The 16,398-nt window shown below is 60.6% G+C and carries 28 protein-coding genes; 8 read left to right on the forward strand and 20 right to left on the reverse strand.

The window, feature by feature from the left end; translation table 11 throughout:
* Positions 1 to 112 precede the first annotated feature (112 nt).
* The 5 genes from HMPREF2924_RS08370 to HMPREF2924_RS08390 are packed head-to-tail and all read right to left on the reverse strand — an operon-like array spanning position 113 to position 2,505.
* Positions 113 to 856 carry a hypothetical protein gene (locus HMPREF2924_RS08370; RefSeq protein ID WP_033996808.1) on the reverse strand — a complete coding sequence of 248 codons (744 nt, stop codon included), beginning with the start codon at positions 854 to 856 and terminating at the stop codon, positions 113 to 115.
* Positions 853 to 1,323 carry a lysis system i-spanin subunit Rz gene (locus HMPREF2924_RS34130; RefSeq protein WP_071534556.1) on the reverse strand — a complete coding sequence of 157 codons (471 nt, stop codon included), beginning with the start codon at positions 1,321 to 1,323 and terminating at the stop codon, positions 853 to 855. Before HMPREF2924_RS34130 ends, HMPREF2924_RS08370 begins: the two co-directional genes overlap by 4 nt.
* Positions 1,320 to 1,559 carry a hypothetical protein gene (locus tag HMPREF2924_RS08380; protein ID WP_023094546.1) on the reverse strand — a complete coding sequence of 80 codons (240 nt, stop codon included), beginning with the start codon at positions 1,557 to 1,559 and terminating at the stop codon, positions 1,320 to 1,322. The genes HMPREF2924_RS34130 and HMPREF2924_RS08380 overlap by 4 nt, the downstream gene beginning before the upstream one ends.
* Entirely contained in the window at positions 1,559 to 2,176 is a 618-nt protein-coding gene (locus tag HMPREF2924_RS08385) for a glycoside hydrolase family 19 protein (protein WP_033940606.1), read from the reverse strand. Before HMPREF2924_RS08385 ends, HMPREF2924_RS08380 begins: the two co-directional genes overlap by 1 nt.
* Entirely contained in the window at positions 2,173 to 2,505 is a 333-nt protein-coding gene (locus HMPREF2924_RS08390; protein WP_003123976.1) for a phage holin, lambda family, read from the reverse strand. Before HMPREF2924_RS08390 ends, HMPREF2924_RS08385 begins: the two co-directional genes overlap by 4 nt.
* Positions 2,506 to 3,312: 807 nt before the next feature.
* On the opposite strand from HMPREF2924_RS08390, the gene HMPREF2924_RS35450 reads away from it, so the two are divergent.
* Positions 3,313 to 3,540: a hypothetical protein gene (locus HMPREF2924_RS35450; protein WP_123906748.1), complete on the forward strand. Its 228-nt coding sequence runs from the start codon at positions 3,313 to 3,315 to the stop codon at positions 3,538 to 3,540.
* A 159-nt stretch (positions 3,541 to 3,699) separates the two neighbouring features.
* Complete coding sequence (locus HMPREF2924_RS08400) at positions 3,700 to 5,091, forward strand: ISL3 family transposase (protein WP_070700455.1); 1,392 nt, start codon at positions 3,700 to 3,702, stop codon at positions 5,089 to 5,091.
* Positions 5,092 to 5,265: 174 nt separating this feature from the next.
* On the opposite strand, the gene HMPREF2924_RS08405 is transcribed toward HMPREF2924_RS08400, so the two are convergent.
* The 15 genes from HMPREF2924_RS08405 to HMPREF2924_RS34140 all read right to left on the reverse strand — a co-directional run bounded on the left by HMPREF2924_RS08405 (position 5,266) and on the right by HMPREF2924_RS34140 (position 13,123).
* Positions 5,266 to 5,655: an antiterminator Q family protein gene (locus HMPREF2924_RS08405; RefSeq protein ID WP_004353175.1), complete on the reverse strand. Its 390-nt coding sequence runs from the start codon at positions 5,653 to 5,655 to the stop codon at positions 5,266 to 5,268.
* Complete coding sequence (locus HMPREF2924_RS08410) at positions 5,652 to 5,930, reverse strand: hypothetical protein (protein WP_015648203.1); 279 nt, start codon at positions 5,928 to 5,930, stop codon at positions 5,652 to 5,654. The genes HMPREF2924_RS08405 and HMPREF2924_RS08410 overlap by 4 nt, the downstream gene beginning before the upstream one ends.
* Positions 5,927 to 7,738 carry an AAA family ATPase gene (locus HMPREF2924_RS08415; protein ID WP_003119041.1) on the reverse strand — a complete coding sequence of 604 codons (1,812 nt, stop codon included), beginning with the start codon at positions 7,736 to 7,738 and terminating at the stop codon, positions 5,927 to 5,929. Before HMPREF2924_RS08415 ends, HMPREF2924_RS08410 begins: the two co-directional genes overlap by 4 nt.
* On the reverse strand, positions 7,732 to 8,844 hold the full coding sequence (locus tag HMPREF2924_RS36180; RefSeq protein WP_023099115.1) for a DUF1376 domain-containing protein: 1,113 nt from the start codon (positions 8,842 to 8,844) through the stop codon (positions 7,732 to 7,734). Before HMPREF2924_RS36180 ends, HMPREF2924_RS08415 begins: the two co-directional genes overlap by 7 nt.
* Complete coding sequence (locus HMPREF2924_RS08425; protein ID WP_019486507.1) at positions 8,841 to 9,266, reverse strand: hypothetical protein; 426 nt, start codon at positions 9,264 to 9,266, stop codon at positions 8,841 to 8,843. Before HMPREF2924_RS08425 ends, HMPREF2924_RS36180 begins: the two co-directional genes overlap by 4 nt.
* The gene (locus tag HMPREF2924_RS08430; protein ID WP_003119039.1) at positions 9,263 to 9,580 is read right to left on the reverse strand and encodes a hypothetical protein; all 318 of its coding nucleotides are present in this window, start codon (positions 9,578 to 9,580) and stop codon (positions 9,263 to 9,265) included. The genes HMPREF2924_RS08425 and HMPREF2924_RS08430 overlap by 4 nt, the downstream gene beginning before the upstream one ends.
* A complete protein-coding gene (locus tag HMPREF2924_RS36375) occupies positions 9,577 to 9,711 on the reverse strand; it encodes a hypothetical protein (protein ID WP_019486508.1) in 135 nt (44 codons plus the stop codon). The genes HMPREF2924_RS08430 and HMPREF2924_RS36375 overlap by 4 nt, the downstream gene beginning before the upstream one ends.
* A gap of 3 nt (positions 9,712 to 9,714) precedes the next feature.
* Positions 9,715 to 10,071 carry a hypothetical protein gene (locus HMPREF2924_RS08435; protein WP_019486509.1) on the reverse strand — a complete coding sequence of 119 codons (357 nt, stop codon included), beginning with the start codon at positions 10,069 to 10,071 and terminating at the stop codon, positions 9,715 to 9,717.
* Positions 10,068 to 10,829, reverse strand: a complete 762-nt coding sequence (locus HMPREF2924_RS08440) for a hypothetical protein (protein WP_023093235.1) — start codon at positions 10,827 to 10,829, stop codon at positions 10,068 to 10,070. The genes HMPREF2924_RS08435 and HMPREF2924_RS08440 overlap by 4 nt, the downstream gene beginning before the upstream one ends.
* On the reverse strand, positions 10,826 to 11,161 hold the full coding sequence (locus HMPREF2924_RS08445) for a hypothetical protein (RefSeq protein WP_023099117.1): 336 nt from the start codon (positions 11,159 to 11,161) through the stop codon (positions 10,826 to 10,828). Before HMPREF2924_RS08445 ends, HMPREF2924_RS08440 begins: the two co-directional genes overlap by 4 nt.
* Positions 11,154 to 11,483, reverse strand: coding sequence for a hypothetical protein (locus tag HMPREF2924_RS08450; RefSeq protein ID WP_023099118.1), 330 nt, complete (start codon positions 11,481 to 11,483; stop codon positions 11,154 to 11,156). Before HMPREF2924_RS08450 ends, HMPREF2924_RS08445 begins: the two co-directional genes overlap by 8 nt.
* Positions 11,480 to 11,776: a hypothetical protein gene (locus HMPREF2924_RS08455; RefSeq protein ID WP_033869214.1), complete on the reverse strand. Its 297-nt coding sequence runs from the start codon at positions 11,774 to 11,776 to the stop codon at positions 11,480 to 11,482. The genes HMPREF2924_RS08450 and HMPREF2924_RS08455 overlap by 4 nt, the downstream gene beginning before the upstream one ends.
* Entirely contained in the window at positions 11,769 to 12,014 is a 246-nt protein-coding gene (locus HMPREF2924_RS08460) for a hypothetical protein (RefSeq protein WP_023099120.1), read from the reverse strand. Before HMPREF2924_RS08460 ends, HMPREF2924_RS08455 begins: the two co-directional genes overlap by 8 nt.
* A complete protein-coding gene (locus HMPREF2924_RS08465; RefSeq protein ID WP_023094539.1) occupies positions 12,011 to 12,322 on the reverse strand; it encodes a hypothetical protein in 312 nt (103 codons plus the stop codon). The genes HMPREF2924_RS08460 and HMPREF2924_RS08465 overlap by 4 nt, the downstream gene beginning before the upstream one ends.
* A gap of 525 nt (positions 12,323 to 12,847) precedes the next feature.
* Positions 12,848 to 13,123: a hypothetical protein gene (locus HMPREF2924_RS34140; RefSeq protein WP_174484980.1), complete on the reverse strand. Its 276-nt coding sequence runs from the start codon at positions 13,121 to 13,123 to the stop codon at positions 12,848 to 12,850.
* Between the two features lie 99 nt (positions 13,124 to 13,222).
* Between HMPREF2924_RS34140 and HMPREF2924_RS34145 the strand changes: the two genes are divergently transcribed.
* The 6 genes from HMPREF2924_RS34145 (at position 13,223) to HMPREF2924_RS08490 (ending at position 16,398) form a co-directional block, all read left to right on the forward strand.
* Positions 13,223 to 13,801, forward strand: a complete 579-nt coding sequence (locus HMPREF2924_RS34145; RefSeq protein ID WP_071535011.1) for a helix-turn-helix domain-containing protein — start codon at positions 13,223 to 13,225, stop codon at positions 13,799 to 13,801.
* Between the two features lie 117 nt (positions 13,802 to 13,918).
* On the forward strand, positions 13,919 to 14,302 hold the full coding sequence (locus HMPREF2924_RS08470; RefSeq protein ID WP_023099082.1) for a response regulator transcription factor: 384 nt from the start codon (positions 13,919 to 13,921) through the stop codon (positions 14,300 to 14,302).
* Positions 14,303 to 14,304: 2 nt separating this feature from the next.
* Positions 14,305 to 14,538, forward strand: coding sequence for a hypothetical protein (locus tag HMPREF2924_RS08475; RefSeq protein ID WP_023124649.1), 234 nt, complete (start codon positions 14,305 to 14,307; stop codon positions 14,536 to 14,538).
* Positions 14,539 to 15,057: 519 nt separating this feature from the next.
* On the forward strand, positions 15,058 to 15,324 hold the full coding sequence (locus HMPREF2924_RS08480) for a hypothetical protein (protein WP_021205287.1): 267 nt from the start codon (positions 15,058 to 15,060) through the stop codon (positions 15,322 to 15,324).
* Positions 15,321 to 16,088, forward strand: coding sequence for a Rha family transcriptional regulator (locus HMPREF2924_RS08485; protein WP_021205286.1), 768 nt, complete (start codon positions 15,321 to 15,323; stop codon positions 16,086 to 16,088). The genes HMPREF2924_RS08480 and HMPREF2924_RS08485 overlap by 4 nt, the downstream gene beginning before the upstream one ends.
* 79 nt (positions 16,089 to 16,167) lie before the next feature.
* Positions 16,168 to 16,398 (forward strand): Arc family DNA-binding protein, encoded by a 231-nt coding sequence (locus tag HMPREF2924_RS08490; RefSeq protein WP_031637080.1) that lies wholly within the window; start codon positions 16,168 to 16,170, stop codon positions 16,396 to 16,398.

A 16,398-nucleotide genomic window follows, 5' to 3' on the forward strand; every position in this document is an offset into this window, starting at 1 on the left:
CAACAACCAACCTCCGAAAAATGGTCATACATATTTGGCGCGCGGGGCTCGAATTACCCTCTGACGGGGGCACCCCCGGGAGGACCCGCGACGCACCACTTTGGTGCACCCGTCAGCGCCTCGCGGCGAACCGAGCAGCCACGCCGCGCATCGCCACCTCGAACTCACGCGGCAGGTTCTCGTCGGCATACTGCTGCGCGATCTCGAAGAAGCTCAGCCGGCGGCGATACGAAGGGCGTGACACGAAGGCCATGATGATCGAGACGGCATCCCGGCCTCGGCCTGTGCGCTCAGCAATGCCAATGGGCTGGCCCTTGCGGGTCATGACGAAGTAGCGGCGAGCATTACCCTTCGCCCTGCTCCGTCTGCTATCGGTCGCGTTTGCGTTGTACCCAGCCTGAGTGAATCCGCGGATGCCGCTCAATGCTCTGGTGACCTGTCCGCGCTTGATGTTCCCGTAGCGATCAAGATCAGCACCGGCGCCTGGCACCACGTACTTCCCTTCGGGCAGGATCCCCTTGGCCCTGAGCTGAAGCTCGGCCGGCTTGTTCCGACGCGGCCCACCGTAGACCTCGGGGGCAATCCACACCGATGCAGGCTGCGCCCCGTCCGCTTCGTCCTTGAACCAAACCCGCGCTTCGAGCCGGTCTTTCCTGGCTGGCACCATGCGCAGGCTGTTCAGGGTGTACGGGGTCGGGCGGTCGAACACGACACGCATCTCGGCCCGCAATCGATCCATCAGGCCTTGCGCGGTCCGCGTAAGCGCAGTGGCTGTCGCGTAAGGAATCTGCCGCTGCTCAAGCTCAGTCAGGTCGGCGAGCTGCTGCTGGAACCCTTCCGGCTTGATGCTGATCATCTTCGGCAATACCTCGGCAGGCCGGCGATATGCTTACGCAACGCCGCGATTATCAGTTCGCGTCGCTCGACTCCGGCTCGGAGATCAGAAACAACTTGTCCATCAGCGGCAGCAAGGACGGCTCTTCCTGCATCAGCGCTGCCGGTGGCTCCGGGAGCCTGGTGCACTCCGCCTGCGGGGCAGCGGGCTTTGACGTACACGACGCGAGCACCAGTGCCGATAGCATCGCGGCGCAATTGGTTTTCTTCATGGGAAGCCTGTAGTGCTGCTTGGTATGTGCGGGCCAGGGCGTCGGCCTGAGCCTGGGCCTGGCTATCGCGCTTGGCCTGCTGGGCCATTGCGGTGATCGTCTCGGCGGATTGCTCGACGGCGGCCTGCAGGTCATTACGCTGGGCGGTCACGTGATCGAGGCGCCAGAACACCAGCGCAGCTACCAGGGCGACCACCAACCATGGCCGCCAGGTCACTGGTCGATCCTCCGACCAACCTTGAACATGAACGTCGGCTCTTGATCGAGCATCGAGTTGACGATGCCCTCCATGACCGAGAACAGGGAGACGACAAGTTCAAGCGGCGCCCACTTGGCGAACGCCAGCGGGCAATCGCTATCGACATCCCCCAGCCACATCGGAATGCCGTAATAGCTCCCATGGTGCGAGACGCCGATCTGTCGAGCTTCGGCTTTCGTCGTGAACCCGAGCATCATTCCCCCTTGAGCGCAGCACGCGCCCATTCGAGACGCGCCACTCGATCCTCAGCACCGTTGCAGCCGCTGTTGATCTTCAGAGTGATCCGCTCGAATCGGCCTTGGTCAGCCAGGTCATTTAAACCCCGCGACTGCCAGAACCAACCCGCGGCAATTGCTGCCCAGGTCCGTTGCTCCAGCAGTTCAGGCTGCGCCACCAGCGGCAGCGCCAGGGCGCGGGCAGCTTCGGCGTAGTTGTCGTGGCCCGTAATCATGATCAGGCCGCGCCCCCGGTATCGATACCCATCGCCCGTATCCGGCGACCCGTTGCCCATCCGGTTTGCGTACACGCGGTTCGCGATGCGCTCGGGCTGGCGGGCATACTGGCGAGCCTCTACCGGCGTGAACCGCTTCGGCCAGGTCTTGAGCAGCCCCTCGGCGGAGTAGTTCAGGTTCTCGATCAGACGCTTGAGGCTCTGGCTTTCGTGCCCAACTTGGGCCAGGAACATCGCCACGCGCTCAGCCGTGTTGATCTCGAACCGAGCCATGGCGCCGTTGATGTGCTCGACCCAAGTCGAGGCAGTAGCGGCACCGCAGCCGGTAGCGCGGTCGAGTTGATCGGCAGTGATCTTCATTCGCCAGACCCTCGACGCGGCAGCTTGATCCCAGCGTAACGGTCGGCCAGGTCACGGATCTTCTCGACGCCCAAGAAGCCGATCCAGCCACCAATGAAGGTGGCCATGCTCTGCGGCACGCCAAAGAACTCGAAGCCGCTGATGATCGTCAGCGCCAGCCCCCCGCACAGCGCGCCCTCCAAGAGCGCCTGCCGGCGCGTGCCGCCGCCGTAGATGATCCTGGCCATGGCCATGGCCCACGACAGCAGGGAGGCGTAGATGATCGGCGCATGCTGGCTCAGCCAGGCGAGCACAGCCGCCCAAGTGTCGGGTTTGTCAGGCATCTTCATCGTCTCGGTTCCCCTCGCCGGGGCGGAAATGAAAAAGCCCAGCGCGAGGGCTGGGCCAGGGATGGGTGCAGGTACGGCCTTTCAAGGGGGCCGCGCGCCCCGCAGCGCAATGCGCCACCTGCAGAAACGAAAAAGCCCAGCACGGGGCTGGGCTCTGAAATAGGTGCGGGTGGATAGGGGCCACTACCCCGTGCGCATCCTGCGCTCCACCTGCATTGATCGACTATCGTCCTCGGACAGACTCCAGCATCGATCTCATCTCTTCGATGATCTCTAGGTGCACCGCGTCTGCCACCGCCTCAGCCTCTTCCTCGGAATACAAGAAATCGCTCCTCAGCGTCAGGCCATGCATAACCACGAAACAGGCCTCATGGCCGGCATCGCGTATAGACCAGGGGACTGCGTCCCCCTCGAGCTTCACGACCTTGATATCTGGACTTCTCATAGGACCACCTCTCGGCTTCGAGATGGTCATTATCGCAAGGGTGAAGGCCTTGTGGGTCGGTAACCCGTCACTTTGATGTGGCAGGTGAGACTGCCGTCTACCGAGTTTCGACCTTCGGAAACTAAAAGGCCCGGGAGAGGGGATCTTCCGGGCCATCCACCTCTGTCGAGGAATAGCCCAGGTGGAAACCACGGCATCGGCGGGGGCCTGATGATGCCGCGCCAGACCTGACAACGCAATAAAAAAGGGTTATCGGTTTTACGTGTTGTTGCAGGCAAAGCGCAGCCTTAAAGCATATTGGCATTAGCTTCGGCTTTAAGTGTTGTTATAATGAAGACTCACCCCCATTGCAGGAGAGAGTCATGCCAAACCCCAAGGAAACCGCAATCCCGCCATCAGCTGCTCAGGTAGCGATGCTTGAGGCCTTAACAGCGAATCGGGGTAGTAGTGATTTGGCCGGCGAGATAGCTTCGCTGCGTAACGAAATCTCCGAGCTCCGTGCAGCCCTTGTCCCTGTTCCGTCACTGATCATGACTGGCCAGCACGCTCTTGATGAGTTCAAGCGGATAACGCGAGGAGCTACGCTGTGAACATGCAGACAGTCGGCGCCGACCGTTATCGGGTCGAGCCTACGGGCAGAGGGTTCTGGCCGTTCTGTGTGCGCGCCGGGGATGGAGAGCGAGAGCTATTCATAGGGCACCGAAAGGCCTGCGAACGAGTTGCCGCCGAACTTGCGACGGCGTTCGAGGATGGCAAGTTTGTTGGAAGTCGGGACGCCCTGGCCGCCCAGGGGGCGGCCGGTGCCTGAATCGCTTTCCCTTCTGCACCCATTGAACGTAAAGATCGTGGAGTTCCTTGAGGATGAACACGATCTGCAATTCAAGGTTGAGTTTCCGGCACCCGAGTTCTGCACCTCCTGCGGAGCTATCGGCCAGTCGATTCGTTTCTCCAAGAAGCTGACCAAGTACGTTGACCTGCCCATCAGGGGCAAGCGCACGGTGCTCTGGGGCATGCGTCGACGGTACAAGTGCAAGACATGCAGCAAAGTGTTCTCGCCGGCCCTGCTGGATTTCGACGAGAAGCACCGCATGACGAAACGCTGCCATGCCTACGTCATCAAGCACGCCATGACCAGCACGAACTCAGCTGTGGCGCGCGATCTCGGCGTGGATGAATCAGTGGTGCGCAGGGCCTTGCGCGACTACTGCGCCGAAAAGGAGGCTGGATACAGGCCCATGCTTCCGCGTGTTCTTGGCATTGATGAACTACTTGTCGGCGGCGAGTACAGGTGCGTCCTGATCAACCTGGAAGAAAGAACGATCATCGACGTCCTGCCTAACCGCAAGAAGATCGTGATCCATAATTACATCTCCAACATGCGCGGCCGGGACAGGGTCCAGATCGTCTGCCAGGACATGTTCCATCCGTACAAAGACGTGTCGCTAGAGCTGTTCCCTAACGCCACTGTCATCGTCGATAAGTTCCACGTTGTGCGGTACGCCAACGATGCAATGGACCAGATACGAAAGCGGATCAAGCGAGGCCTCACCGTTCCGCAAAAGCGCACCCTGAAAGGCGACCGCAAGCTAATGCTGATGCGTAGGCGTGACCTGGACGTTTGGGCGCACCTGAAGATCAAGACGTGGTTCGATCAGTTCCCCGAGCTAGGCACCGCCTACAACCTCAAGGAAGGCTTCTACAACATCTGGAATAGCAAGACCCACAATGCAGCCAGGCAAGCCTATGACGAATGGCGGCAGCGCATCCCCGCTGAGCAAGAGAAGGACTGGAAGGTCGTCACAACCATGATGACCAACTGGGGCGAGTACATCTTCAACTACTTCAGGTTCATTCCCCAGCGGTACACCAACGCGCTAACCGAGTCGATCAACCGCTATCTGCGCGACGTGAACCGTAACGCGCGCGGACTGAGCTTCGAGATGTTCCGCGCCAAGATCATGTTCACCCTAGAGCACAAAGTGAAGCCGCCAGAAACCAAGCGGCTAGCGCCGTTCCTGGCCAGGGAAATCATGGCAGTCGAGCCCATCGAGGACGAGCTGGTGGATTACGGCGTTCCGATATTCAGCATCTTGCAGCTGTACGCGGAGCCGGAGACCAGAGCCATCCGCGAGGACGACTAACAACACACTCAACCACCCAACCGTGGGGTATTCAGAAAGGGGCTAACAACACCCTTTCCCGAATACCCATAAAAAACCCGGCGCCAGGGCCGGGTTTCGAGTGCGTCACGCTGCGTTCACAGCAATTCACGCTGGTATGAAAACACCCTTCATTCCGCGCGTAAAACTATTTCTTCAAGCGCTCTCGCGGAACCGCTCCAGGGCGCTGTCGACCCAGCCCACAGCCAGCTTCAACGTCTCCCTCACCTTGGCCTCGCCGATCTGGTGTTCACGCGCGATGCGCAGGGCCGGCCACTTCGCGCCGTAGTAGAGCCACACGAAGTCGCCGGCCTGCGGCGCCCTGTCGATGAGTCGAGCAATGACCCGGTCGACGGCCAAGGCCATATCGTCAGTGACGTGGTAGGCCTTGGGGCTCGACATTGGCATGGCTTGGCTCATGATAGCGGCGGCCGGCGACACATACCCGGGAACCCCCATCCCATCCATGCGCCACCACCCCCACTGTTCGAGGAGATACTCGGTATCGCCCAGCAGCTTGTCCACGTAGGTTCGAGTTCTGCTCATGCCGCCCCCGGACCGTTCAGGCCAAACAGATCGCGCAGCAGCGTTTCCACCGCCGCGCCCTTCGCATTGCCGTCCAGCAACCAGAGCCGGCCATAGTCGTGAAAACCCAGAGTGCCGCGGTCGCCGTGCCAGTTGGCGATCATGACCAACAGCGCAGCCAAGGCAGCAGCACCGCCCACCTTGACCTGCGCCAGCTCCTGGCCGGCCACCTTGAGAAACTCCCGCTCCAGCCTGGTCATGACCTTGCGGGGTGCCATCGGTTGTACGTTGCTCATGCTGCTTGCTCCCGCGCGCCCTCGTAGTGGACCCAGTTCCGGGCCTTGTGAGTGCTCGCACTGAAATACTGGTTGGATGCCTTGTCGAACCACAGGTCCAAGATGCCTTCATCTCCGGTGAGGCGCTGCTTGCTGATGATCAGGCGCACATCGCTCTGGTCCTTGTAGTCGTCTCCCTTGGCCATCTCTTTGCGCTTGTTCCGCCAGACCGTGCACACGTTGTCGGCTAGGTCGGTGAGGATGGCGCCACCGCGAACGTCGAGCTTGCCCGGGGGCTTACCCTCGTCGTCAGCCTTCCGCGGGTGGGCGACCAGATGGACGTGGACGTTCATCTCGTGAGCGAACCCCACCAACGCCTCCATGGCCTGCTTCTGGCCGTTGTAGTCATCCTCGGCCATGCCGAGCTTCGCCAGGCTGTCGACGATGAAGTGGTTCACCCCGTACCGGCGCGCGGCATACCGAAAGTCCTCGAGCATTTCGCCCGTCTTCGCGGTGCCCAACTGGTCGTAGATCCATAGCTTGCCGTCGAGCCAGTCGAGAATCGCGTCGATGTAGCCCCTCGAAGGACAAGACATCCCGGAGGCCTGCCGGACCATCCGCTGAAGCGTTCGCCGCGCCGGCATCTCCATCGAGGCGATGCAGAACCGGTCTTGGCTGCCCTTGCGGTTCATGCCGTGGAAGGCCAGGTAGTTCAGCAACTGCGACTTCCCGTGTCCGCTCCAGCCGGTCCAGATCGTGACCTCCGAGGGCCGGAAGCGGATCTTGTTGGCGTAGGCGCTCCAGGGCAGCTCCATGCCGATAGTTTCCGGGTTCTGGTCGTAGAACTCAGCCTTGACCTCCTCCGAGTAGGAGCTCACCGACTTCAGGCGCTCCGGGTCGAAGTTCTTCGCCTTGGCGTAGCACTCCGCAATGTCGTCGGCGCTGTAGTACAGGGCATCCAGGGCTTCGTTGAAGTCCTTGCAACCCAGTTTCACCAGGCGACACCGATCACGCCCAAGGCGCCGAACGATCTCCTCGGTCGCCTGGTGGCCAGGTTCGTCGTCGTCAAGGCACAGGTAGATCACGTCGAAGCGCTGCAGGTTGTCGAACTCGTACTCGATCCAGCGTTGCTTGCCGTCCTTGCCGCCACCGAAGGGCACTGACAGCGCCGGGCGCCCGTACTGCCAGGCGGTCATCGCGTCGATCTCGCCCTCGGTTATCGTCACCTCCCGGATACCGTCCGGGATGGCCTGCCAGCCGAACAGGCAAGGTTCGGTATCCGACGACGTGGTGATTTTCTTCTTGCCGCCAGGACGTTCCACGCCGAGTTTCTTCCAGTGGATCAGCGAGCCATTGCGCAGGTACGGAAACACGATGTTCTGCCCGTCCTCGGCGATCTTGAACGCCTTGATGGTCTCCTCGGTCAGTCCACGGCCCTTCAGGTACGCCATCACCACCGAGTCCACCTTCGGCGTCGAGCACCTTGGCTTGTCCGGTCGCTGGTATGACTTCCGGCTCTCGACCGGCCGGATGAGCTTGGGCTCCTGCACGCCGAGGTAGCCCCTCGCTTCGCTCAGCGCCGTCGCCATGTCGCAGTTGCGCGCCAGCCGCCAGAGGTCCAGCAGGTCGCCAGACTCACCGGTGGCGAAGTCGCACCACACGCCAGCCTTCTCGCCGACGAGGTGAACCCCCAGACTCTTGCCCTTCTCGCCCGATGCATCGCCAGCACGCCACTCGGCGCCCTCCCGCTTGCCGCCAGGCAGCAGGTGCCGTGCAACATCGGCAGCGCGATCAGCGAGGCGCTTGGAAATATCCGACGGGGTCAGCATGCGCCCTCCCCGTCCGGCAAACGCTCAAGGGTGCTGAAGTCGTGGGTCCGAGTGGACAGCACCGTGTCCGTCATCTGCGGGTGCCAGAACTCGTGATCCTCGAGCTGGTAGCCCCTGGGCGGGATGAACGGGTAGCGCTTGCTGCCCACCGCCGGCTTCCGCGGAGTTGCAGATGGTGCGCTCTCCTTGCGCACCCAGTTGCGCCAGGTCGCCAGCCAATCGACCTTCGTGGCCCCCTTGCCGGCAGCCGAGCACCAGTAGTCCCTGAAGCCCTCCCCAACCTTACGCATGTCCGCCTCGCTGAACTCCGGGCGCTCAGTCAGCGCCCAATCCAGCCAGTCATCCGGCAAGGCCCAGTCTTCCGGCAAGCGGGAAGCACGCTTGGGCTTTTCCGTCGGTTGATCATCCCCGGCCTCAGGGGAAGGGCGACGCTGTTGCGGCGCCTGCTCTTGATCTTTTAAATATCCCTGTCCCTGTCCCTGTCCCTGTCCCTGTCCCTGTCTGTTGCGATCACTACCCGATTCGGGGTCGATTTGGGGTGTGATCGGGGGGCGATCACTACCCGATTCGGGTGGCGATCCCGTGGCAAGAGTTATTACACCCTTCTTCTTCAAGGTGCGCGATTGCGGGGCGATGCTTTTTAAAGCAGCAACCGCCTCGACCAGTTGCCCCTGAAGCCCGCTGATATCTACCTCCACACCCCAGCGACGAGCATTACCGGTGGCGCCCGAGATGGCATTCAGCAGCTTCTCAACCCAAGACTCCAGCGCCTTCTCAGCAACAACTGGATGGTACAGACGACCATCGCTGCACTTGACCCAGCCGCGAAGTACATGGGCCTTCACCTTGTCCCAACGAGCGCACTGGGACAGGTGTGCGAGCATCCGATCATTGTCGGGAACGCTGGCGGCCGGAACCTGGTGCCAACTGGCAAGCCAGAGAGTCATAGCAGCGGCGCGCTCGTCCCCAGAACCAAGCACCCAAGTCTCGGAAGTAAGCAATCGCTGAACGTCCAGTGGCATGAATGCGAATGTCGAGAGGTCGCAGTCAGTTGGGGTCAACGGCTCCGGCAGAGGGTGTAATGCATCAGGCGAGACCGAACTCATTCGCGCCCCCTTCTCAGCCGCTCAAGGTATCCCGGGCTGTGCAGTGGCTGCTCGAACCACAGCGGGTTACGTCGATCAACCTGTCCTGGGTTTCGGGCCTCCACGGCCATATCACTGTCCCATGTCGACCATGCCTCGCCATCTCCCTCAATAGCTGTGATCAGGTCTATCAGTTTGGAACAGAAGAAGCTCCTATCCGGCGAAAACCGGCTTTCGGAAAACATCTCTTCAATACGCCCCAGATAGACTTCTGGTTCCTCTACCTCCGCGTAGTAGGCCACCTCGTAATCATGAGGGGCAGCGGGCGAACTAGAGAGTTCCTCGGCAACCTTGTGCGGGGAACCATGGCTCCAACCAAGCAAGTACACACCAGGCATGATTGGGCAGTGCAGGACGAAAACAAAACCGAAATCTCTACTCATTCGCTCAACTCCCGTGCTTGAAGCAACTTCTCCATGAGCCGCTCAGCCAATACTTCATCGATATCTTCCGGGCGCCAGCCGCACAGCCGCTTCACCAACACCATCAGGGCGAAGCGCGCCTTGATGATCTCGAACTGGATATCGGCGATGTTTAGGGCAACCTCGGCTACTACAGGGGGATCGAACTGGCCCAGCAGCTCGAAGGCAGTGTCGATTGAGCACCAGATCTTGTAGGCAACCTGGTCGCTGCCGAACTGCTCGAAGGACTGCTCGTTGAGCATCACGGGATCGGACTGGTGGGCGACCTTGCTCATGCCAAGCCCTCCCTCTCCAGGCGCTGCACCAAGGTCCGCATCTTGCGCTTGAGGTGGGTGGTCAGGTTGCGCCTGCTGCGGAACTCAACGATAGGCAGGGCGTGGCGGTGAATCTGGATGGTGTTGGTCATGGCTCAGTTCACCCTATGGACTTTGAGGGTGTTCGGCTTGAGGCCCAGCTCTTCGGCTTTGCGCTTCGCCTCTTCGGGATCAATGCCCAGCCGCTTGGCCATCCCTTCCAGTTCGTAAACGGGCTCTCCGTCGTCGGTATAGCCATCCGGAACGGCAGGCATCAGCCCCATCTGCACAGCCATGTCGTGCATTTCCTGGCGGAACGACTCCGGGGCTGCGTCGTACATGCGCTGAAACGCAGTTGCGGCTTCTGGGGTATGCGACAAGCCGGACTTGCACATGCTGGTGTAGAGGCGGCCAGCGGCTAGAAACTCAGGAGTCACCTGCTCGGTGGTATTGCGCTTGCTTTTCTTGCTCATGACTTCACCTTCGGGGCCAGCCGGAACCGGCCCGGGAAATAGGGATGGGTAGCTTGGGTCTCGGTAACCCGCTCGCACTCGCTGACGAAGCGCTTGAAGACCGCAGTGATATCGCTGGTCGCCCAGACCGCGTACTGGCTGCCCTGGGCGTTCTCGTGGCCGTTGCGGACCATGCCCCAGGGCTTCGGGCTGATAGGCATCTGCCGAACCACTGCGTCCACCACGGTGGCCGACAGGCCATAACGGTCATTGATCACCTCACGGATGCGGGTGATCGGCATGCAGTTCTGCGGGCAGTGGTCCCAAACGCGGGATTCGGACAGGTCCTCGACCCGCTGCTCGACGCGCTCAATAGCGACCTGGTGCTGGGCCTGCTGTTGCTCGATCTGCTGCTGTCGGCGCTCGAGTTGCACCTGAATCTGCGCATGAGCCAGCATCTGCTCAGCCTGGGTCATCGGCGCACGCAGAGCCTTCAGCCTCTCCAGAACACTGCGGCGCACCCCCTTGGACTCCCGCATGCCGACGAGCATGCATTGGTCCAAAGTGAGCTCGTAACACTCCATCAAAACGCCGCTCTGGGGGTGTGCAATTTTTTTGCATACCCCAAGTTCATCGCCGAGCTCATCCTGCACCCGGGCGATGAACTGGTCATTCCTGACGCGGGGTTCATTCGCAGCGGCCCGCGCCTCGTTGATGATGTCCCGCAGATCGATACTGGTCATGGTGGCGGCCTGGCCGCCGATGGTGGTCAGGTTCATCGCTCTACTCCCGCCATCTGCACCAGTGCGTTTTCCGTTTCGCCGGTCAACTCGGAGAGACGGCGAAACACATCCTTGTGGAAGAACACGAAACCAGCACCTCGAACCTGGGCGGCAGTCAGGCCCATCAAGGCACCGATTGCACGCTGCGCCTGCATCAACCGCTTGCAGGGATCAGGCTCGCGCTCCACGCGACCAAGGAAATCGTCGAGAATCTGCTGCGGGCCTGGCACGTGCAGGCCGCTACTGAACGTCCCGCACAGCCTTGACGGAGTGTCCGGGACCAGCCCTCTCCTCGAGCGCAAAGACTTCTTGATATCGAGCTCAGTCATGGCCGCACCTCCCGGTAATGCCGGACAGAAGCCCGGCGAGGTCGGCGCGTGCTCGCTTGGCGTCGTGATCCAAACGATCAGGGGTGGCGTATTCCGGCGCGTACTCGCCACGGCCTACCCAGCAACGGTTGCCGGGGAAGCGGTCGTTCAGCAGATCGGCGCCACGCTGGGCCTCTTCCTCGGTCGAGAACGGGGCGACCATCTGGGCTATCGCAATCCCGCCCTTCTGAATGGCAGGCGTGGAGATGAACCAGAACAGAATTCCATCGCCTGAAGACGCACGCTGAAACGTGTCGCCGGTATCGAAGCTGCCAGGGTTCACAGGTCACGCTCCCGATAGGCGGCGCCGATCTGCTGGTTGTAGCGGTAGAGAAAATTCCCGGTGCACAAGATGATCCGCTCGATCAGGTCATGAATCTCCGTCACAACGGGGTGCCCTCGACCACCCAGAGCAGGAACGACCGAGTCCATCAGCAGAGCCCGAAGTTGCGTCATATCGCTCCGAGCGTGGTTGAATAGATCGAACTCATTACGACTGAGCTCGACCCGCTCCATCACCTCCCCGTCGACAGGAAGCGGAGGACGAGAGGCCTGTGCCTTCGAGAGATCAGACATGATCACCTCCCAGCGCATCCTTCACCTCGCGCTCACGGGCTTTCCATTCGAGGTAGCTCTCGCGATCAGTCCTTTCGACATCCTCGCGGAGCCCAGGGACCAACTCGAACAGGATGCTGTCGACCTGCTTGCGATGTGCGCTGATCTCGTCCAAGGCTTCCCGCTTGGAAAGTCCAGGGTTGACCTTGAAGAAGCTGTTCTCCGGGTCAATAGGGCGAGCTCTCAGAAGCGCGTTCATGCCGCACCTCCCGCTGCATCCAAGCCCCGCACGCAGCTACTGTGCATCGCCGCCACCACCTCGGTGAGCAGCGCGATAGCTTCCGCCTCTGAGTCGTTCATAGGGTGATCGACGTCCCTGGCCATGCGCCTGAGCAAAACGCAGAGAGCGTTGAGCGACTCCTCGTATCGCTGCATCACCTCTACGATGGGAACCCCCTCGCAGACCTGGAGCGCACAGAGCCCGCTGGGAGTCAGGAGAAAGCCGACCTCCTCGGTGGTCACGGGCTGTTGCGCCTGGCTTGACGTTTTGATATTTTTGAGTTGCATGTTTATGTCTCCCTTGAGACAAAGAAGTACCTAGGCAGTCGCTGCAACGACTACCGACTAAGGGCCTCGCGAAAGCGGGGCTTTTGCTGTCTGGAGACAGGGAATCCCTATCCTCCACACATTCTGAAAAGCGCAGCCCAGGTCAGGGCGGCTTTGAGGAAGGGGCGCGAGCGCGCGTATCAGACTTTTTCAAAGTGCAAGCTCCCGAATTTCGTTGAACAGCGCAGACAGCCTGCACCCGTTTAGAAATATCCCAAGCGCCCATGTAAACGAAGGCCCTGAAGAGGCCCTGCCGATGGTCACCCTGACCAGACTCCGCGCAGGAACGCTCATAGGAATAGTGGGTAGCCAGTGCCCCTTTTTCGGGCGCCTCACCCCGGATTTCTGTGCAGAGCTTCCGCCAGCAGAGAGCTCCTGGGCTTTTAACCGGGTTTAATGATTCGGACCGTGGCGGTTTAGCATGCGAAACTGATCCGCTTGGCAGGCATCGAGATACCCCTCGGCCGAACACCGCAGGCCAAATGCTCACGGAGCCACCTCGACACTGGATGCCTGAACAGCGGTATCAGCGCACTGCCGGATGTGGGAATCGGACGGCAGAATGGGCTCAAGGTCGGCGGAGCTTGCGGTCTTCTCAAGACTCTCGGCCAACTCAATGATCAAAGCGCCGGTGGAAAACCGGATATCCTTACCATGCGATGCCCTATTGATGGTGGATTGGCTCGATCCAACGGCTTTTGCAATTGCCTTTTGCGAGAGGCCAACTGAGCCAAGCCTCGCCAAAGCTTCGGGAATATTCATCCTGCACGACCCTATTCATCTATGCATTGACAAACATACACAAACGAATAGGGCATCGCAATACAATCTCTCATCGTCTTACAAGGGGTGACTTTCGCCATGACGCTCGCGGAGCGGCTCAGAGAGCTAATGTCAGAAAAAGGATGGTCTGAAACCGAGCTAAGCCGGCGCGCTCATGTGCCGCAGCCAACAGTTCACCGCATTGCTAGAGGTGACACCGGTCAGCCAAGAAGGGAGACCGTCACCCGCTTAGCAAAGGCGCTGGGGGTCTCGGCAGAGTGGCTTTGGTCGGGAAGCATTCCATTTACGCCAAGCGAGCAAGAAATTCTTGAAGAGAACGAACTGCGGGAACTAGATATTGAGGATAAAGAGCGCCAAGAGCTTGAGAATGAAGACCTTGAAGATTTTGATCCGCGCCAGACTGAGCTCCAGCTGAAACTGACAGACAGCAATGGCCTTCGACGCGGTTATTCAATAAGGCCTTGCATTGCTCTGGAGGGGAGCAGGCATAAGCCAAGCAGCCTCCAGCAGCTTCTGCTTAAGGTGCTCTCGGATGACCTGGGTGATCTCTTTAGCGCAGCGCAACGAAGCCGCCTAGTGAAGATCACGCTTGAGTTCGAAGACCCACTCACCCATTCAGAAAAGGTAGAGCGGATTCTCAAGATTCGAAGGCGATAGCCACCGGATACCTATCAAGCCCGCATTGCGGGCTTTTTTTTCTCTCGAAAAATTCAATAATGCATTGACATGAAATTCATATATGAATACATTGAATTGCACACACGGGAGACAGCAATGCATCCACAAACCATCACCGCACACGGTTTCACCGGCTTCCTCGGCAAAGGCCTGTCCCTGCGTGAGCTTCAGTGCGTCCTGGGCATCGCTGCGGGTCGTACCTCGAAGGAGTTGGCCCGCGACCTGGGCATGCAGCCGGGCACGGTGGGTAAGCGCGTCTTGGCGGCGACCACCAAGCTCGGGGTAACCCGACGTGCCGCCCTGGTAGCTGAAGCCATGCGCCGCGGGCTTATCTCGCCCGCCGTGATCGCCCTTGCCTTCCTCGTCGCCGGTCAGCCACTGCTCAACGATGACCACATGATGCGCAGCCGCCGTGGCGGCGAAAGGAAGATCGAAACTCGCCTGACTGCTCGCCGCGATGGCGTGGCCTGGGTGGCGTGATCATGGCCTGGGACAGAAACGACCCGCTCAACATCCTGGCGCTACAGCTCGACGGTGAACTGCGCGCCGCAGCCGACTTCTGCCATGGCTACAACGGGCCGGCACAGCGCGCTTTCGCCCGGCACATCCAGGGCCTGGGCAAGACGCTCGACGAGCTTACCGTGGCAGACCTGAAGGCAGCGGCCGCATCTGCGGACGCAGAACTGAACGACCTGCAACAGAGAGGGCTGATCTGACGCAGCGGCGAGCGCTTCAGGTGGAGTGCTGTCCGGTGCGAAGGCATCACGTGGCTTGGCCGGGTTTGGCCTGGCGTGGCAGAGAACGGCTTGGCTTGGCGTGGCAGGGGCTGGAAACCCAGCGTACAGCCGCTTCGACTGAGGCGGTTGTGCGGTGGATACCTGCAGATGGGTAAAACCGGCAAATCGCCGGTTTGAATCGCGGAGAACGAGATGAACTTGACCCTTGTTCACAGTCGGGACTATGCTCGGCCCGTCACTGCAAATTCAGTGGCCGGGTTTGGCGACCCGACAGGCTATGGCGCGACAGCGCCAACCCAACATCAGGCGCTTTTTTTGTGCCTGCCGTTTGGGCGTGCACCGGCTACCCGGTGTCTCTCTATGGCAGATCGCGTGGGGAGACCTTCGGGTCTGCCGGGTTCCATAGCCCCGGTTCGCCAACCCCGCGCGGTCTGCCACCCTATTCCGTTTGGCGACGGTCGGTGGCAGCTCCCTAATCAGCTATGGAGTTCCCCCACAATGGCAAGCCCTACCCAAGTTGCGCCCGAAGCATTCGACCTGGCCGCCAAGGCCTACGATTCCATCGAGCTCGCCGTCAGCACCCTCTACGACCTGTCCGCCATCTTCCGGGCGATCTACCAGGCCGAACAGTTCCCGTCCCACAACAAGCGCCTGGCCGGTGTTGGCCAGTATTTGGCCGACGACTGGGGAAGTCTGCTCGATGGCCAGGTAGGCGAGTTGAAAGCAATGCTCGAAGCCACTCGCGAAAGGAGGGCTGCAGCATGAGCCTGATCACCACAACCAACGCCGTCACCATGTCGAGCCGCGAGATTGCCGAATTGACTGGAAAGCGCCATGACAACGTCATTGCCGATATTCGCAAGATGCTCCTTGAGCTCGGATATCAGATCGACGCCGACGGAAGATCTCCTGACTTTTCAGGAGATGTCCCGGACGCTTATGGGCGGCTCCAGCATTGCTTCAATCTGCCCCGCCGCGAGGTCGAAATCCTCCTGACGGGCTACAGCATTCCGCTCCGCGCGAAATGCCTGGATCGACTGCACGAGTTGGAGGCACGGGCCAAGCAAACGCTCCCGGCCCTCCCCGGTGACTACATCCAGGCACTGGAGCACCTACTGGAATCCAAGCGCTCTGAGCAGAAGGCCATCGAAGAGCGCGACCACGCCATCGCCACCAAGGCAGAGATCGGTTCCCGGCGAGAGGCCACTGCAATGGCATCGGCTTCAGCCGCCGTCCGCGAGGCACGTCGTCTTGCAGATGAACTCGGGCGTGGTACCCGGCAGGCGACGGTCAAGGCAGTAGAGAACCTCACCAAGACTCAATTCGACCCGCAGGCCTGGCGCAAATTGCGTGCATGGTGCGATTCCCACGGAGTCCAGCCCAACTATGTCGAAGACCCTCTCTATGGCCGTGTCCGGGCGTGGCCTGCGGATGCCTGGAAGGAGGTGTACGACATCGACCTGGACGGACTGTTCGGTTATCACCAACACCGGATCACCGAAGGGGGTGCAAGTTCGGCATGCCCCTGACGCACCAATAAACCCATAACCCAACCGATTTTGGCAAAGCCACAAATGCCGGCGGGCCCTTGCTCGCCCTGGAGAAACTATGAAACGAGCAGCCGTTGTAACCGAACTGCCGGCCAGCACCAGCCGGGACATGGACAAGTTCGTTGTCCGACTGCCGGACGGACTGAGGGCCGAGGTGGAAGCTGAAGCCAAGCGAGACTCGCGCAGCATGAACTCCCTGATCGTCGTTGCCCTGCGCGAGTACCTGCATGGTCAGCAACAGAAGCGGGCTCTGCTCAATGCGTTGACCAAGGCAGCAGGGAGCAACTGA

The sequence above is a fragment of the Pseudomonas sp. HMSC063H08 genome, assembly GCF_001813645.1.
Lineage (GTDB): Bacteria > Pseudomonadota > Gammaproteobacteria > Pseudomonadales > Pseudomonadaceae > Pseudomonas > Pseudomonas aeruginosa.

Excerpts from the sequence above, each read along its gene's own strand:
- HMPREF2924_RS08370 (WP_033996808.1), bottom strand. The coding sequence starts at position 856 with ATGATCAGCATCAAGCCGGAAGGGTTCCAGCAGCAGCTCGCCGACCTG.
- HMPREF2924_RS08380 (WP_023094546.1), bottom strand. The coding sequence starts at position 1,559 with ATGCTCGGGTTCACGACGAAAGCCGAAGCTCGACAGATCGGCGTCTCG.
- HMPREF2924_RS08385 (WP_033940606.1), bottom strand. The coding sequence starts at position 2,176 with ATGAAGATCACTGCCGATCAACTCGACCGCGCTACCGGCTGCGGTGCC.
- HMPREF2924_RS08390 (WP_003123976.1), bottom strand. The coding sequence starts at position 2,505 with ATGAAGATGCCTGACAAACCCGACACTTGGGCGGCTGTGCTCGCCTGG.
- HMPREF2924_RS35450 (WP_123906748.1), top strand. The coding sequence starts at position 3,313 with ATGCCAAACCCCAAGGAAACCGCAATCCCGCCATCAGCTGCTCAGGTA.
- HMPREF2924_RS08400 (WP_070700455.1), top strand. The coding sequence starts at position 3,700 with ATGGCAAGTTTGTTGGAAGTCGGGACGCCCTGGCCGCCCAGGGGGCGG.
- HMPREF2924_RS08405 (WP_004353175.1), bottom strand. The coding sequence starts at position 5,655 with ATGAGCAGAACTCGAACCTACGTGGACAAGCTGCTGGGCGATACCGAG.
- HMPREF2924_RS08410 (WP_015648203.1), bottom strand. The coding sequence starts at position 5,930 with ATGAGCAACGTACAACCGATGGCACCCCGCAAGGTCATGACCAGGCTG.
- HMPREF2924_RS08415 (WP_003119041.1), bottom strand. The coding sequence starts at position 7,738 with ATGCTGACCCCGTCGGATATTTCCAAGCGCCTCGCTGATCGCGCTGCC.
- HMPREF2924_RS36180 (WP_023099115.1), bottom strand. The coding sequence starts at position 8,844 with ATGAGTTCGGTCTCGCCTGATGCATTACACCCTCTGCCGGAGCCGTTG.
- HMPREF2924_RS08425 (WP_019486507.1), bottom strand. The coding sequence starts at position 9,266 with ATGAGTAGAGATTTCGGTTTTGTTTTCGTCCTGCACTGCCCAATCATG.
- HMPREF2924_RS08430 (WP_003119039.1), bottom strand. The coding sequence starts at position 9,580 with ATGAGCAAGGTCGCCCACCAGTCCGATCCCGTGATGCTCAACGAGCAG.
- HMPREF2924_RS36375 (WP_019486508.1), bottom strand. The coding sequence starts at position 9,711 with ATGACCAACACCATCCAGATTCACCGCCACGCCCTGCCTATCGTTGAG.
- HMPREF2924_RS08435 (WP_019486509.1), bottom strand. The coding sequence starts at position 10,071 with ATGAGCAAGAAAAGCAAGCGCAATACCACCGAGCAGGTGACTCCTGAG.
- HMPREF2924_RS08440 (WP_023093235.1), bottom strand. The coding sequence starts at position 10,829 with ATGAACCTGACCACCATCGGCGGCCAGGCCGCCACCATGACCAGTATC.
- HMPREF2924_RS08445 (WP_023099117.1), bottom strand. The coding sequence starts at position 11,161 with ATGACTGAGCTCGATATCAAGAAGTCTTTGCGCTCGAGGAGAGGGCTG.
- HMPREF2924_RS08455 (WP_033869214.1), bottom strand. The coding sequence starts at position 11,776 with ATGTCTGATCTCTCGAAGGCACAGGCCTCTCGTCCTCCGCTTCCTGTC.
- HMPREF2924_RS08460 (WP_023099120.1), bottom strand. The coding sequence starts at position 12,014 with ATGAACGCGCTTCTGAGAGCTCGCCCTATTGACCCGGAGAACAGCTTC.
- HMPREF2924_RS08465 (WP_023094539.1), bottom strand. The coding sequence starts at position 12,322 with ATGCAACTCAAAAATATCAAAACGTCAAGCCAGGCGCAACAGCCCGTG.
- HMPREF2924_RS34140 (WP_174484980.1), bottom strand. The coding sequence starts at position 13,123 with ATGAATATTCCCGAAGCTTTGGCGAGGCTTGGCTCAGTTGGCCTCTCG.
- HMPREF2924_RS34145 (WP_071535011.1), top strand. The coding sequence starts at position 13,223 with ATGACGCTCGCGGAGCGGCTCAGAGAGCTAATGTCAGAAAAAGGATGG.
- HMPREF2924_RS08470 (WP_023099082.1), top strand. The coding sequence starts at position 13,919 with ATGCATCCACAAACCATCACCGCACACGGTTTCACCGGCTTCCTCGGC.
- HMPREF2924_RS08475 (WP_023124649.1), top strand. The coding sequence starts at position 14,305 with ATGGCCTGGGACAGAAACGACCCGCTCAACATCCTGGCGCTACAGCTC.
- HMPREF2924_RS08480 (WP_021205287.1), top strand. The coding sequence starts at position 15,058 with ATGGCAAGCCCTACCCAAGTTGCGCCCGAAGCATTCGACCTGGCCGCC.
- HMPREF2924_RS08485 (WP_021205286.1), top strand. The coding sequence starts at position 15,321 with ATGAGCCTGATCACCACAACCAACGCCGTCACCATGTCGAGCCGCGAG.
- HMPREF2924_RS08490 (WP_031637080.1), top strand. The coding sequence starts at position 16,168 with ATGAAACGAGCAGCCGTTGTAACCGAACTGCCGGCCAGCACCAGCCGG.